Genomic DNA, 14,134 nt, shown 5'->3' on the forward strand with positions numbered 1-14,134 from the left:
ACTCAGGGGCCGGCGACTCGGGCGAGGGCTTCGGCGGCGCGACCGGCAATTCGGGGCCGGCGGGCAGGGCGGACGCCTCCTCCGGCGAGGACGGCTGGACGAGGGAGCCCGGGAGCGTCATCCAGGCGGGCAGCGGCGATCCCGAGTCGGGGGCCTTGCGGGGGCCCGGCAGGGGGTTGGGGTTGTCAGTCATTCGATGGTTTCTCCGCGGATTCCTCGTAGTCGTCCCCCACCGCGACGTCGCCGTCGTCGGCGCCCGTCCAGGTCACGTGGAGCTCTCCCAGCGCCTCGACCTGCTCGAACGTCACCGCGGACTCCCGGAACAGCTCCAGCACGGCCAGGAAGCGGGCGATGACCTGGAAGGTGCCCTCGCAGTCGGCCGTCAGCGCGCGGAAGGTGGCCCGGCGCAGCCTGCGCAGGTGCATGACCAGGAGGGCCGCCTGCTCCTTGACGCTGGCCAGCGGCTGGTAGATGTGGCCGACGCTGACGGTGGGCGGCAGTTTCGGGGTGAACGCCTTGGCCGCGATGCGGGCGAGCTGCTCGGGCCCGATGCCGAGGATGAGCTCGGGCAGCAGGTTGGCGAACTGCGGCTCCAGCGACACCGTGCGGGGGAAGCGCAGGCTCTCCTCGGCCATCCGCCCCGCGAAGACCTTCGCGACCTCCTTGTACGCCTTGTACTGCAGCAGCCGGGCGAACAGCAGGTCTCTGGCCTCCAGGAGCGCGAGGTCCTCTTCGTCCTCCACCTCGCCGGACGGCAGCAGCCGGGCCGCCTTCAGGTCGAGCAGCGTGGCCGCGACCAGCAGGAAGTGGCTGGTCTGGTCGAGGTCCCACTCCGGGCCCTTGGACCGGATGTAGGCGATGAACTCGTCGGTGACCTTGGAGAGCGAGACCTCGGTGATGTCGAGCTTGTGCTTGGCGATCAGGCCGAGGAGCAGGTCGAAGGGGCCTTCGAAGACGTCCAGGTGTACCTGGAAGCCTTGGGGGGCCTCGGTCTGCTCTGCGGTCACCTGGCCATTGTCGCAGGAGCCGGCCAGCGCGAGAGCACCTCGCGGGCCAGTTCGCGGTAGGCGTTGGCGCCGAGGGACGACGGGTCGAAGGTGGTGATCGGCTCGCCGGCGACGGTGGCGTCGGGGAAGCGGACCGTACGGTTGATCACCGTGTGGAACACCTTGTCGCCGAACGCCTCCACCACGCGGGCCAGCACCTCGCGGCCGTGCAGGGTACGGGCGTCGTACATGGTGGCGAGCAGGCCCTCGATCTCGAGGTCTTCGTTGAGCCGCTCCTGGACCTTGGAGATGGTGTCCATGAGCAGCGCCACGCCGCGCAGGGCGAAGAACTCGCACTCCAGCGGCACCATGACGCCGTGGGCGCAGGTCAGCGCGTTGATGGTGAGCAGGCCGAGCGACGGCTGGCAGTCGATGAGGCAGACGTCGTAGTGCGGCAGCAGCGGCTTGATCACCCGGCCGAGCACCTGCTCGCGGGCGACCTCGGTGACGAGCTGCACTTCGGCGGCCGACAGGTCGATGTTGCTGGGCAGCAGGTCGAGGCCCTCGACGCCGGTCTCCAGCAGGACGTCCTCGGCGGTGACGCCGCGGTCCATCAGCAGGTTGTAGACGGTCAGGTCGAGCTGGAGCGGGTTGATGCCCAGGCCGACCGAGAGCGCGCCCTGCGGGTCGAAGTCGACCAGCAGCACCTTCAGCCCGCACTCGACCAGCGCCGCGCCCAGGTTGATGGTGGTGGTCGTCTTGCCGACGCCGCCCTTCTGGTTGACCATCGCGACCACTCGCGCCGGGCCGTGCACCTGCGGCGGGACCGGTTCAGGGAACACCGGTCGCGGGCGCTGGGTGGGGCCCAGGTTGACGCCGTTGGAAGGCGCGTTGGTCTTGGTGTCACCCCAGGGGTTGTCGGGGGTCCCCGGGGTCGAACCCTTGGTCGTCACAGTCACCAGCTCGAACCTCCCTGACGATCCCGAACCGGACCGTCCGGACGGACACTATGGCGTCACCACTAAACGCGGCAAGGCGGCACGCCGGGGCACCGCGCACGCGCAAAAGACTATAGATCACTGCCGGGCGCGCGGGTGCGCCGCGGCGTAGACCTCGCGGAGTTTGTCGACCGTCACCAGGGTGTAGACCTGCGTGGTGGTGACGGAGGCGTGACCGAGCAGCTCCTGGACCACCCGGACGTCCGCGCCGCCGTCGAGCAGGTGGGTGGCGAAGGAGTGGCGCAGGACGTGCGGGCTGATGCCGGCCAGGCCGGCGCGTTCGGCCGCGGCCTGGAGCACTTCCCAGGCTCCCTGCCTGGTCAGCCGGCCGCCGCGGGCGTTGAGGAAGACCCCGGGGGTGCCGCGGCCGTGGGCCAGCAGGCCGGGCCTGGCACGGACGAGGTAGGCGTCGAGCGCCGAGCGGGCGTAGCGGCCGAGCGGGACGACGCGGGTGCGGCCGCCCTTGCCGCGCAGTCGCACCTGGTCGGGTTCGAGGTCGTCCACGGCCAGGCCGACGGCTTCGGAGATGCGGGCGCCGGTGCCGTACAGGACCTCCAGCAGGGCGCGGTTGCGCAGGGTGAGCGGGGCGCCGTCGGGGCCGGAGGCGGCGATGAGGCGTTCGACCTCGTCGACGGCGATCGCCTTGGGCAGCCTGCGGAGCTGGCGCGGCGGGCGTACCTCGTGGGCGGGGTCGTGGGCCGTGACGCCTTCGCGCAGGGCGAACCGGTGGAGGCCCCGTACGGCCGAGACGGCCCGCGCGGCCGAGCTGGCCACGAGGGCGGGATGTTCCCGGTCGCCCTCGCGCAACGCGGCGAGGAAGGCCTGGACGTCGGCCTCCCCCACCTCGTCGAGCTTCAGCCGCCCGCGCGCCTGCAGATGTTCGAAGTATCGCCGCAGGTCACGGCGGTAGGACGCGAGCGTGTTGGCAGCCAGGCCCCGCTCCACCGCCAGATGGGCGAGGTAGCTGGAGAGCACCGCCTCCACGACATGGTCCTTCCGTCACGCCTCCGGGGCGTCGGCGGGGCGCAACAGGGCGAATCCCTCAACCGAAGCCGCATATGCGGCGAGGATACCGGCCACGGCCGGGGAATTGTGGATCATTCCCATGAGCGCCTTCTCGACCGCGTCGGACAGCGGCACCCATTCGACCGGCATGCCGATCTCCTCGTGCCGGTGGACGAAGGTGTTCTCCTCGTCGGGGATCCTGCTCAAGCCGCGGGCGAGGAAGACCCTGATCCGCTCGTCGGTCATGCCGGGAGAGGAGCGCAGGTCGACCAGGGTGTGCCAGGTGTCGGCGCGGTAGCCGGACTCCTCGGCGAGCTCGCGGGCCGCGGTGTCGGCGAGCGGTTCGCCCGCCACGTCGCGGATGCCGGCCGGCAGCTCCCACATGAGCTGCCGGGTGGGGTGGCGGTACTGCCTGATCATCAGGACGCGGTCGTGGTCGTCGAGCGCGAGCACGGCGACCGAGCCGGGGTGGACGACGTAGTCGCGGTCGGCGACCTCGTCCTGGGGCATCCTGACCGTGTCGGTGACGACCTTGATCACGTAGCCCTGGAAGTGCTCCTTGGACGCGACGACGTCCCACGCCTCGGGCGTGTCTCGGACGTTCACTTGCCGACCTTGGTGGTCACGCGGCTGTCGGCGTAGGTCAGGGCGGCGCCGATGAGGCCCTTGAACATCGGGTTGGCCCGGGTGGGACGGGAGCGGAACTCGGGGTGCGCCTGCGTGCCGATGAAGAACGGGTGCACGTCGACGGGCAGCTCGGTGTACTCCACCAGGCGGCCGTCGGGCGACAGGCCGGAGAAGACCAGGCCGACGTTCTCCAGGCGCTCGCGGTAGGCGTTGTTCACCTCGTACCTGTGACGGTGGCGCTCGTCGGCCTTGGCCTTGCCGCCGTAGAGCTGCCTGGCCAGGGTGCCCTCGCCGAGCTTGGCGGTGTAGCTGCCGAGCCGCATGGTGCCGCCCATGTCGCGCTCGCCGGCGACGACGTCCTCCTGGTCGGCCATGGTGGAGATGACCGCGTGCTTGGTGTCGGGGTCGAACTCGGCGGAGTTGGCGTCCTCGATGCCGGCCATGTTGCGGGCCGCCTCGATGACCATGCCCTGCATGCCGAGGCAGATGCCGAGCAGCGGGATCCGGCCCTCGCGGGCGTGCCGGATGGCGCCGATCTTGCCCTCGATGCCGCGCACGCCGAACCCGCCGGGGATCAGCACGCCGTCGACGCCGTCGAGCTCGCGCTCGGCGCCCTCGGGGGTCTCGCAGTCGTCGCTCTTGACCCAGCGGATGTTGACCCGCGCGTCGTTGGCGAAACCGCCGGCGCGCAGCGCCTCGGTGACCGACAGGTACGCGTCGGGCAGGTCGATGTACTTGCCGACCAGCGCGATCGTGACCTCCTTGGCCGGGCGGTGCACGCGGCGCAGGAGCTGCTCCCACTCCTTCCAGTCGACGTCGCGGAAGGGCAGGCCGAGGCGGCGCACGACGTAGGCGTCGAGGCCCTCGGCGTGCAGCACCTTGGGGATGTCGTAGATGGAGGCGGCGTCGACGGCCGAGACGACGGCGTCCTCGTCGACGTCGCACATGAGGCTGATCTTGCGCTTGATCGCCGTCTGGACCGGACGGTCGGAGCGCAGCACGATCGCGTCGGGCTGGATGCCGATGCTGCGCAGCGCGGCCACGCTGTGCTGGGTCGGCTTGGTCTTCAGCTCACCGGACGGGCCGATGTAGGGCAGCAGCGACACGTGCAGGAAGAAGACGTTGTCGCGGCCGACCTCGTGCCTGATCTGGCGGACGGCCTCCAGGAAGGGCAGCGACTCGATGTCGCCGACCGTGCCGCCGACCTCGGTGATCACGACGTCGACGTCGGGGCCGGCCATGCCCCGGATGCGGTCCTTGATCTCGTTGGTGATGTGCGGGATGACCTGGACGGTGTCGCCCAGGTATTCGCCGCGCCGCTCCTTGGCGATGACGTTGGAGTAGACCTGGCCGGTGGTGACGTTGGCCGAGCCGTGCAGGTCGGTGTCGAGGAACCGCTCGTAGTGGCCGACGTCGAGGTCGGTCTCGGAGCCGTCGTCGGTGACGAAGACCTCGCCGTGCTGGAACGGGTTCATCGTGCCGGGGTCGACGTTGAGGTAAGGGTCGAGCTTCTGCATGGTGACCCGGAGACCGCGCCCCTTGAGCAGCCGGCCGAGGCTGGAGGCCGTGAGCCCCTTGCCGAGACTGGAGGCGACACCGCCGGTGACGAACAGATGCTTGGTTTGCGATGCGCTGCGCAAAGGGGCTCCCGTGGCTCGAATGGTGGCCGAAGTGTCCACGGGCTCTCAGGATATCAAACAACGCCCCTCACATGCCCGAACGGCATGACCTAGCGGTAACTTTGGGCCCTATGTCACTAGTACGCCGGGCCATGGGCGCACTGATTCACCGTGCGTACGCGGCGATCCGCCACGCCGGGGCGATCTCCCCGGACTCCACGGCGGGTTACCGTTTCCGCCGGATCGGCGAGGGAGTCAGCATCGCCTTCCCGCCGGGGGCGATCTTCGGCGAGCGGTGGATCGAGATCGGCGAGCACACGCTGATCGGCGAGCGTGTGTCGATCTCCTGCGGCATGTGGCCGGGCGTCGAGCTCGGCCCGGACTCGATCCTGCGGATCGGCGGCTCGTGCTCGATCGGCAGGGGCTCGCACATCGTGGCCCACCAGTCGATCGACATCGGCGACCACGTCTTCACCGGCCCGTACGTCTACATCACCGACCAGAACCACGTCTACGACGACCCCGAGACGCCGATCGGTCGGCAGTGGCCGCGCAACAGCCCGGTCTCGATCGGCGCCGGGTCCTGGCTCGGCACGGGCGCGATCATCCTGCCGGGCACGGTCCTCGGGCGGCAGTGCGTGGTGGCGGGGGGCGCGGTGGTGCGCGGCGAGTTCCCCGACCACAGCGTGGTCGCCGGGGTGCCCGCCAAACGCGTCCGCGGGTACACGCCGGAGCTCGGCTGGCACGCCCCCGGCGCCGCCGAGGCGGCCGCCGCGATCGCCTTGGCGCTCGACGGGCAGACCGGGCCGTCCTGAGGTCCGGGACGCGCGGACCCGGGAACGGGGATGGACCGAACAAGCTTCTGGAGGTTAGCGTCGGTGCATGCGGACCGCCATCTGTGAGCGCCTGGGCGTCGAGTTCCCGTTGTTCGCCTTCAGCCACTGCCGCGACGTGGTGGCCGCGGTCACGAACGCGGGCGGGTTCGGGGTGCTGGGGGCCGTCGCGTACTCGCCGGAGCGGCTGGACGCCGAGCTGACCTGGATCGACGAGCGGGTGGGCGGCCGGCCGTACGGGGTGGACGTGCTCGTCCCCGGCCGGATCGACGCCTCGGCGCTCGACCTGCGGGCCCACCTGCTGGACTTCGTGCCCGACCGTCACCGCGACTTCGTCGCCCACCTGCTGTCCAAGTACGGCGTGAACGCGCCGCCGCAGCCCCTGAGCGCGGTGGCCGACGAGTTCGGCCGGCGGGTGACGGCGCCGGGCGCGACCGCGCTGGTCGACGTGGCGCTCAAGCACCCGATCGGGCTCATCGCCAGCGCGCTCGGACCGCCGCCGCCGGAGATGGTGACGAGCGCCAGGAAGGCGAGCGTGCCGGTGGCCGCGCTGGTCGGAACCGTGGAGCACGCCCGCAGGCAGGTGGCGGCCGGGGCGGACATCGTCGTGGCCCAGGGCACCGAGGCGGGCGGCCACACCGGCGAGATCTCCACGATGGTGCTCGTGCCGCAGGTCGTGGACGCGGTCGCGCCGGTCCCGGTGCTGGCCGCGGGCGGCATCGCCTCGGGACGCCAGATGGCCGCGGCCATGGCGCTCGGGGCCGAGGGCGTCTGGTGCGGCTCGGTGTGGCTGACCACCGAGGAGGCGGAGACGTCGCCCGCGCTGCGGCGCAAGCTGCTGGCCGCCTCGTCGCTGGACACCGTCCGGTCCCGGTCGCGCACGGGCAAGCCGGCGCGGCAGCTCAGGTCGGCCTGGACCGAGGAGTGGGACTCCGGGCAGGAGAGCCCGGGGCCGCTGGGCATGCCCCTGCAACTGCTGCTGGCCGAGGGGGCGATGGCCCGCATCGGCGCGGCGGCCGACCGCGGCGACCCCGGGGCCGTGGAGCTCGTCACCTACTACGTGGGCCAGGTGGTGGGCCAGCTCGATCGCGTGCGACCGGCCCGCGACGTGGTGTACGACATGATCAGCGAGTTCACCGACGCCGTGACCCGCCTCTCGTCGTCCTGAGTGGTTCCTCCCGTATGGCCCGATAGCATGCGCGTGTGGTCGGGACACCGCCTGAGCTGGAGCGTGGCACCGGGGTTCCCGCGCACACGCAGATCGAGCAGTGGCTGCTGGCGGCGATCTCCACCGGCGAGATGGCCCCGGGCGACCGGCTGCCCGGCGAGCGGGAGCTGGCCGCCCGCCTCGGCGTGAGCCGGATGACCCTGCGCCAGGCCCTGGCCACCCTCGAACGCGACGGCGTGCTGATCAGGCTCCCCGGCAGGTCGGGCGGCGCGTTCGTGGCCGAGCCGCGCATCGAGTGCGACCTGACGGGCCTGGCCGGGTTCACCGAGCAGATGCGCCGCGCCCACCTGCGGGCCGAGGCGCGGATCCTGACGGCCGCCACCGTGCCCGCGCCGGCGGCCGTGGCCGCCGCGCTCGGCGTCGGGCCGGGCGAGCCGGTGCACGAGGTGGCCCGGGTGCGGTCGGCGGGCCGCTCGCCGGTGGCGCTCGAACGCTCCTTCTTCCCCGCGCTGCCCGGCTTCCTGGAGGAGGACCTCGGCGGCTCGCTCTACGCCCTGCTGGCCGGCCGCTACGGGCTGGAGCCGCGGACCGCGGTCGAGCATCTGGACCCGGTGATCGCCGGTCCGCAGGAGGCGGCCGAACTGGGCATCGCGGCGGGCGCGCCGCTCATGCTGATCGAGCGCACGGCCTACGCCGCCGACGGCGCCCCCGTCGAGTACGCCCGCGACCTGTTCCGCCCCGACCGGGTGCGCCTGTCGGTGCGCAGCGGCGTCACCGCGCCCGCGACCCCGCCGGGTCGTGCAGCGGCTCCCTGACCACGACGCCCGGCACCCACTCCCCCTCGACCTCGACCTCCACCGCGGCGCCTGGCTCGGCCCCCGGCCCGGCGGGCAGGTACGCGTAGGCGATCGACCGCTCGACCGTGTACCCGTAGCCGCCGGAGGTGACCCGGGCCACGACCTGGCCGTCCACCCGGACGGGCTCGTTGCCCAGGGCGACCGCCCGCGGGTCGGCCAGGGTGAGGCAGCGCAGGCGGCGGACCGGGTCGGGGTCGAGGGCGTCGCGGCCGAGGAAGTCTTTGCCGGGCTTGACGCAGAACCCGAGCCCGGCCTCGTACGGCGTCGTCTCGGGCCCGATGTCGGCGCCCCACACCCGGTAACCCTTCTCCAGCCGGAGGCTGTCGATGGCCCGGTAGCCGCCCGCGACCAGCCCGTACGGCTCGCCCGCCCGCCACAGCGTCTCCCACAGCGCGAGCCCGTACTCGCTGGAGCAGTACAGCTCCCAGCCGTGCTCCCCCACGAACGTCACCCGCAGCGCCAGCGCGGGCACGTCGCCCACGGTGAGCTCCCGGGCCGACATGAACGGCAGGTCCGGCGGGTCCGGGGTCAGCCCGGCCAGGATGTCGCGGGCCTTCGGGCCCCACAGGGCGAAACAGGCGTACTGGCCGGTGACGTCGGCGATCCTGGCCGTCGATCCGGTGAGCGCGGCCTGCCGGCGCAGCCAGGCGAGGTCGCGGGAGCCCGACGCGGTGCCGGTGACGATCAGGAACTCCTGCTCGCCGCGCCGGGTGACGGTGAAGTCGCACTCGATGCCGCCGCGCCGGTTCAGCGCCTGCGTGTAGGTGACGGCGCCCACCTGGCGGGCCACGTGGTTGTCGCACACCCATTCCAGCAGGGCGGCGGCGTCCGGCCCGGTGACCTCGATCTTGGCGAAGGAGCTCTCGTCGAACAGCCCGGCCGTGGTGCGGGTGGCGCGGTGCTCGGCACCGACGGCGGGCGACCACAGGCGTCCGGCCCAGCCGCGGGGGCGCTCGTCCGTGCCGTCGGGGGCGGCGGAGTAGTGGTTGACCCGCTCCCAGCCCGCCTTCTCGCCGAAGACCGCCCCGTGGGCGGCGTGCCAGGAGTAGGCGGGCGAGACCCGCAGCGGGCGCCCGGCCGCGCGCTCGTGACCCGGGTAGCGGATGTCGTAGTACGTCTCGTAGTTCTCGACCGAGCGTTTGACGGTGTACGACGGCGACCGGTACTGGCGGCCGAAGCGGCGGACGTCCATGTGGTGGACGTCCATGCCGGGCTCGCCGTCGACGATCCAGTCGGCCATGACCCTGCCGATGCCGCCCGCGCCGGCGATGCCGTGGGCGCAGAACCCGGCCGCCACGAAGAACCCGCCCACCTCGGTCTCCCCCAGGCAGAACTCGTTGTCAGGGGTGAACGCCTCCGGCCCGTTGATCAGCTTGCGGATGCCGACGTCGGCCATCGCGGGCACCCGGATCCGGGAGTTGGCGGAGATCTCCTCCAGACGCGGCCAGTCCTCGGGCAGCAGCCTGCCGTTGAAGTCGGCCGGCACGGCGTCGTAGGAGGTCGCGGAGGCCGTCCAGGGGGCGCAGGTGCGCTCGTAGCCGCCCATGACCAGGCCGCGCACCTCCTGCCGGTAGTAGACGAGCAGGTCGGGGTCGCGCAGCGTGGGCAGGACGGGGTGGTCGTGGCAGGCGTCGGTGACGACGTACTGGTGGGACATCGGCACGATCGGGATGCGCACCCCGGCCATGCGGCCGATCTCGGCGGCGAACATGCCGCCGCAGTTGACCACGATCTCGCAGGCGATGTCGCCCTGGTCGGTGCGGACGCCGGTGACGCGCCCGCGCTCGACGTCGATGCCCAGCACCCGCGTACGGGTGCGCAGGCGGGCGCCGCCCTCGCGGGCGCGGGAGGCGAGGGCGTAACACAGCATCGAGGGGTCGATCTGGCCGTCGGTCGGCAGGTACGCCGCTCCCACCACCCCTGACGGGTCCATCAGCGGGAACAGCTCCACCGCCGCGGCGACCGAGATCTCCTCCAGCGGCAGCCCGAACGTCCTGGCCCAGCCGATCTGGCGGCGGATCTCGGCCATCCGCTCGGGGGTGGAGGCCAGCTTGAGTCCGCCGCACTCGGTCCAGCCGGCGTCCAGGGTGCGGTAGAGCTCGACGGAGTACTGGTTCATCCGGGTCAGGGTGGGGTCGGAGCGGAGCTGGCCGACCAGGCCCGCCGAGTGGAAGGTGGAGCCGCTGGTGAGCTCGTCCCGCTCCAGCAGGACGACGTCGCGTTCGCCGCGCCGGGTGAGGTGGTAGGCGACGGACGCGCCGCCCACCCCGCCGCCGATGATCACGATGCGGGCCGAGTCGCTCATGGTCGCGAGGCTAACCCGCGTCCCCTAAAAGGTCTAGACCGTTTAGGACGGCGGAGCTAGCATCGATCATGGCGATCGCCCGGGTCCTCGACCGCATCCCGCTGCTGTCCGGCCTGCCGCGCTCCGTCGAGGAGCTGCCCGGCGGGATGACCAACCGCAACTACAAGGTCACCACCCCGGACGGGGTCTACGTCGTGCGCGTGGCCGCCAGCGACGGCTCCCTGCTGGGCATCGACAAGGACGCCGAGCACGCCGACTCGCTCGCCGCCGCACGGGCCGGGGTCGGGGCGCCCGTGCACGGCTACCTGCCGGAGGCGGGCGTGCTGGTGATCGGGTTCCTGCCGGGCCGGACGTTCACCGAGGCCGACCTGTGGGAGCCGGCGAACCTGGCGCGGGTGGCGGAGGTGTGCCGGCGGTTGCACGCGGGGCCGCGCTTCGTCCGCGATTTCGACATGTTCGAGGTGCAGCGGGGGTATCTGCGGATCGTCCAGGAGCGAGGTTTCCGACTTCCTGCGAAATATCTGGATTTCATGCCCGTCGCCGCAGAAATCAGGAAATGTCTGGCGGCGCGCGCCGAGCCCACCGTCCCCTGCCACAACGACCTCCTCCCCGGCAACATCGTCGAGTGCGGCGACCGCCTCCATCTCATCGACTACGAGTACGCCGGCAACAACGACCCCTGCTTCGAGCTCGGCAACCTCTGGAGCGAGGCGGACCTGCCGCCCGGCCACCTGGAGGAGCTCGTCACCGCCTACTACGGCCGCCGCCTGCGCCACAGGATCGCCCGCGCCCGGCTGCTCGGCCTGATGTCCAAGTACGGCTGGACCCTGTGGGCCTCGATCCAGGACGGCGCCAACGACACGATCGACTTCGACTTCTGGTCCTGGGGCATGGAGAAGTACGAGCGTGCGGCGGCCGAGTTCACCCGGCCGGGCCTGGCCCGCGTGATGGAGGCCGCGGCGGGGGCAGACTAGGGGGATGTTCGCCGCGCTGACCGGTCTCGGCCTCTCCACCGCCGCCGGCCTTAACGCCTACATCCCGCTCCTGGTCGTGGGCGTGCTGGCCAACCTCACCGACAAGGTGAAGCTGCCCGACGGCTACGCCTGGCTGTCGAACTGGGGCGTGCTGGCGATCATCGCGGTGCTGCTGCTCGCCGAGATGGTGCTCGACAAGGTGCCGGCCGTCGACACCGTCAACGACGCCATCCAGACCGTGGTGCGCCCGGCCGCGGGCGGCGTGGTCTTCTCCGCCACCAACGCCGCCGCCGAGCTCGACCACTCGACCTGGATGACCGGGAACCCGTGGGCCGGCTGGCTGCTGGGCATCGTGATGGCGCTGGCCGTCCACACGCTGAAGGCGACGGCCCGTCCGGTGATCAACGCGGGCACGGCGGGGGTGGGCGCGCCCGTGGTGAGCACCGCCGAGGACGCCGGCTCGCTCGGCATGAGCCTGATCGCGGTGTTCCTGCCGGTGCTGGTGATCGTCGCGCTGCTGCTGTTCGTCGTGCTCGCGTGGTGGACCTTCCGGCGGGTACGCCGGCTGCGCGCCCGGCGCAGGATCAGGAGGAATCCACCCGCAGGCTGAGTACGCCTCCCCCTGCGGGCTGATTCGCCGCCCCCTCCGGCGCTTCTACGGTGTTCCCTCATGAAGCGAGTCATCATCACGGGGGGAGTCGCTGCTCTCGGCCTGGCCGCGTCGGTCGCGCCCGTCCCGGCGTCGGCGTCCGCGCAGGCGAGCGTCACGGTCGTCGCCGCCAAGCTCGACGGCCCGCGCGGCCTGACCTTCGGCCCCGACGGCGCCCTGTACGTCGCCGAGTCCGGTTCCGGCGGGAAGATCAAGTGCGCGACCGTGCCCGCCGAGCCGGGCGGCGAGGCGAGCAAGGTGTGCCTCGGCCTCACCGGGAAGATCTCCAAGCTGGCCGACGGCACGCTGACCACCGTGGTCAAGGACCTGCCCTCGGCCGGCTCCGACGGGATGGGCACCGGCCCGCACGACGTCGCCTTCGCCGCGGACGGCTCCATGCTGGTGCCCGTCGGCCTGGGCGGCAACGGCAAACTGCGGGCCGACCTCGGCCCCAAGGGCCGCACCCTCGGCACGCTGCTGAAGATCAAGGACGGGAAGTCGTCCGTCATGGGCGACCTGCTGGCGTTCGAGGTCAACCACAACCCCGACAAGAAGGACAAGGGCAGCGCGATCGACTCGTACCCGTTCGCGGTCGTGCCGACCCCGCAGGGCGGCGCGCTGGTCACGGACGTGGGCGGCAACGACGTGCTCCAGGTCAGCGCGTCGGGCAAGGTGACGCTGCGGGCGGTGTTCCACGCGCGCAAGGTCGCGGCCCCGGCCATGCTCAAGCTGCCCAAGGGCAGCAAGGTGCCGATGCAGTCGGTGCCGATGGGCATCGCGGCCGCCCCCGACGGCTCCTACTACGTGGCCGAGCACGCCGGGTTCCCGCAGCCCGAGGGCGTGGCCAGGGTGTTCAGGCTGGCCGGGAAGAAGGCCGAGACCGCCGTCAAGGGCTTCACCACCGCGGTCGACGTCGCCTTCGACGCCTCGGGCCGCCTGCTCGTGCTCGGCTCGGTCGGCCCGGTGCCCGCCGACCACCAGCCCCGTACGTCGCTCTACCGCATCGAGGCCGACGGCACGCGCACCGAGCTGCTCAAGCCGGGCACGCTGACCGTGCCGCTGGGCATGGCGGTCGCCGGCGACGGTTCGGTCTACGTGTCGAACAAGGGCTTCACCCCCGGCAAGGGCGAGATCGTCCGGGTGGAGCTGCCCGCATAGACGTGTGAGCGCCATGGCCCCCAACCCCCGTGGCGCGCTCACACGAAGGGCCCGGCAGCAGCGTCCGCGCTGCCGGGCCCTTCACCATGCCGGTCAACGCCGGTCAACGCCGGTCAACGCCGGTCAACGCCGGTCAACGCCGGTCAACGCCGGTCAACGCGCCCTGAGCCAGCCCTCCAGCACGCGGACGAACTCCGCCGGGCGCTCCTCGTGCAGCCGGTGGCCCGAGCCCTCCCAGCACACGACCTTCGAGTCCGGATGCTTGAGCAGACCGGACTCCCAGGCCGCGCGTCCGGGGTCGGCCCAGATCGACAACACCGGGCAGCGCCGGCGGGCCAGGTACTCGTCGCTGACCGGCCGCACGCCGATGGCCCCGGGGGCGGTGAACATGGCCTCGAAAGCCTCGGCCAGCACGTGCGGGGGCATGCCGTACAGGCGGCGTTTGTGCCAGCGCCGGATGACGGCGGGCGTCGCGGAGGTGGTGCACCACCGGTCGATCTCCTCGGCGACGGCGTGCGGGTGCGCGCCGCGCAGGCCCGCGATCATGCCGGGGAAGCCCGCGGCGAGGTCCTGGCCCATGCCGTAGCCGGGGTCGAGGGTGACCAGCGCCCGTACGCGGCCCGGATGCTCGACCGCGAGGATCGAGACGACCTGGCCGCCCATGGAGTGGCCGACCGCGACCACCTCGGGGACGTCCAGGCGGTCGAGCAGCGTGTTCAGGTCCTTAGCCATCGCCTGCGGGGTGTTGCCGGTCTCCGGGACCGAGGAGTAGCCGTGGCCACGCAGGTCCACGGCGATGACGCGGTGGCGGGCGGCCAAGGCGTCGATGTGCCAGGACCACTGGTGGGAGTCGGCGCCCCAGCCGTGCACGAGCAGCAGCGGCGGCTCGCCGACGCCGTCGTCGGTGTAGAAGAGGCTGATGGTTGCCGAAATTTCGGCGTACGGCATGAAAAAT

Annotated in this window: 13 protein-coding genes; 6 read left to right on the forward strand and 7 right to left on the reverse strand. The window is 72.0% G+C overall.

Features of this window, described 5'->3' with window-relative positions; genetic code table 11:
- Positions 1–185: 185 nt before the first annotated feature.
- From AB0C33_RS29880 to AB0C33_RS29900, 5 genes are all read right to left on the reverse strand, one after another.
- Positions 186–1,007, reverse strand: coding sequence for a segregation/condensation protein A (locus AB0C33_RS29880; protein WP_358293741.1), 822 nt, complete (start codon positions 1,005–1,007; stop codon positions 186–188).
- Positions 1,004–1,945: a ParA family protein gene (locus AB0C33_RS29885; protein WP_352358210.1), complete on the reverse strand. Its 942-nt coding sequence runs from the start codon at positions 1,943–1,945 to the stop codon at positions 1,004–1,006. The genes AB0C33_RS29880 and AB0C33_RS29885 overlap by 4 nt, the downstream gene beginning before the upstream one ends.
- A 117-nt stretch (positions 1,946–2,062) precedes the next feature.
- Entirely contained in the window at positions 2,063–2,968 is a 906-nt protein-coding gene (locus AB0C33_RS29890; protein ID WP_352358212.1) for a site-specific tyrosine recombinase XerD, read from the reverse strand.
- A 15-nt stretch (positions 2,969–2,983) separates the two neighbouring features.
- A complete protein-coding gene (locus tag AB0C33_RS29895; RefSeq protein ID WP_358293743.1) occupies positions 2,984–3,595 on the reverse strand; it encodes an NUDIX hydrolase in 612 nt (203 codons plus the stop codon).
- Positions 3,592–5,256, reverse strand: coding sequence for a CTP synthase (locus AB0C33_RS29900; protein ID WP_358293745.1), 1,665 nt, complete (start codon positions 5,254–5,256; stop codon positions 3,592–3,594). The genes AB0C33_RS29895 and AB0C33_RS29900 overlap by 4 nt, the downstream gene beginning before the upstream one ends.
- A gap of 110 nt (positions 5,257–5,366) precedes the next feature.
- Here AB0C33_RS29900 and AB0C33_RS29905 point away from each other — a divergent pair, with 110 nt between their 5' ends.
- The 3 genes from AB0C33_RS29905 (at position 5,367) to AB0C33_RS29915 (ending at position 8,051) form a co-directional block, all read left to right on the forward strand.
- Positions 5,367–6,050 (forward strand): DapH/DapD/GlmU-related protein, encoded by a 684-nt coding sequence (locus AB0C33_RS29905; protein WP_358293747.1) that lies wholly within the window; start codon positions 5,367–5,369, stop codon positions 6,048–6,050.
- A gap of 67 nt (positions 6,051–6,117) precedes the next feature.
- On the forward strand, positions 6,118–7,236 hold the full coding sequence (locus tag AB0C33_RS29910) for a nitronate monooxygenase family protein (protein ID WP_358293749.1): 1,119 nt from the start codon (positions 6,118–6,120) through the stop codon (positions 7,234–7,236).
- Between the two features lie 35 nt (positions 7,237–7,271).
- Positions 7,272–8,051 (forward strand): GntR family transcriptional regulator, encoded by a 780-nt coding sequence (locus AB0C33_RS29915; protein ID WP_358293751.1) that lies wholly within the window; start codon positions 7,272–7,274, stop codon positions 8,049–8,051.
- Here the strand turns inward: AB0C33_RS29915 and AB0C33_RS29920 are convergent.
- On the reverse strand, positions 8,008–10,398 hold the full coding sequence (locus tag AB0C33_RS29920) for an FAD-dependent oxidoreductase (RefSeq protein ID WP_358293753.1): 2,391 nt from the start codon (positions 10,396–10,398) through the stop codon (positions 8,008–8,010). The two genes, AB0C33_RS29915 and AB0C33_RS29920, sit on opposite strands and share 44 nt — an antisense overlap.
- Before the next feature lie 68 nt (positions 10,399–10,466).
- Between AB0C33_RS29920 and AB0C33_RS29925 the strand changes: the two genes are divergently transcribed.
- From AB0C33_RS29925 to AB0C33_RS29935, 3 genes are read left to right on the forward strand one after another with little or no spacing between them, the layout of a single operon-like run.
- Entirely contained in the window at positions 10,467–11,372 is a 906-nt protein-coding gene (locus tag AB0C33_RS29925) for a phosphotransferase (protein WP_358293754.1), read from the forward strand.
- Between the two features lie 4 nt (positions 11,373–11,376).
- Positions 11,377–11,982, forward strand: a complete 606-nt coding sequence (locus AB0C33_RS29930; protein ID WP_358293756.1) for a DUF4126 domain-containing protein — start codon at positions 11,377–11,379, stop codon at positions 11,980–11,982.
- A gap of 60 nt (positions 11,983–12,042) precedes the next feature.
- Positions 12,043–13,179, forward strand: a complete 1,137-nt coding sequence (locus tag AB0C33_RS29935; RefSeq protein WP_358293757.1) for a ScyD/ScyE family protein — start codon at positions 12,043–12,045, stop codon at positions 13,177–13,179.
- 153 nt (positions 13,180–13,332) lie between these two features.
- Here AB0C33_RS29935 and AB0C33_RS29940 read toward each other — a convergent pair whose 3' ends face one another.
- Positions 13,333–14,127: an alpha/beta hydrolase gene (locus AB0C33_RS29940; protein WP_358293759.1), complete on the reverse strand. Its 795-nt coding sequence runs from the start codon at positions 14,125–14,127 to the stop codon at positions 13,333–13,335.
- Positions 14,128–14,134: the final 7 nt, after the last annotated feature.

Source organism: Nonomuraea sp. NPDC048881, from assembly GCF_040649795.1.
In the GTDB taxonomy this organism is placed as follows: domain Bacteria; phylum Actinomycetota; class Actinomycetes; order Streptosporangiales; family Streptosporangiaceae; genus Nonomuraea.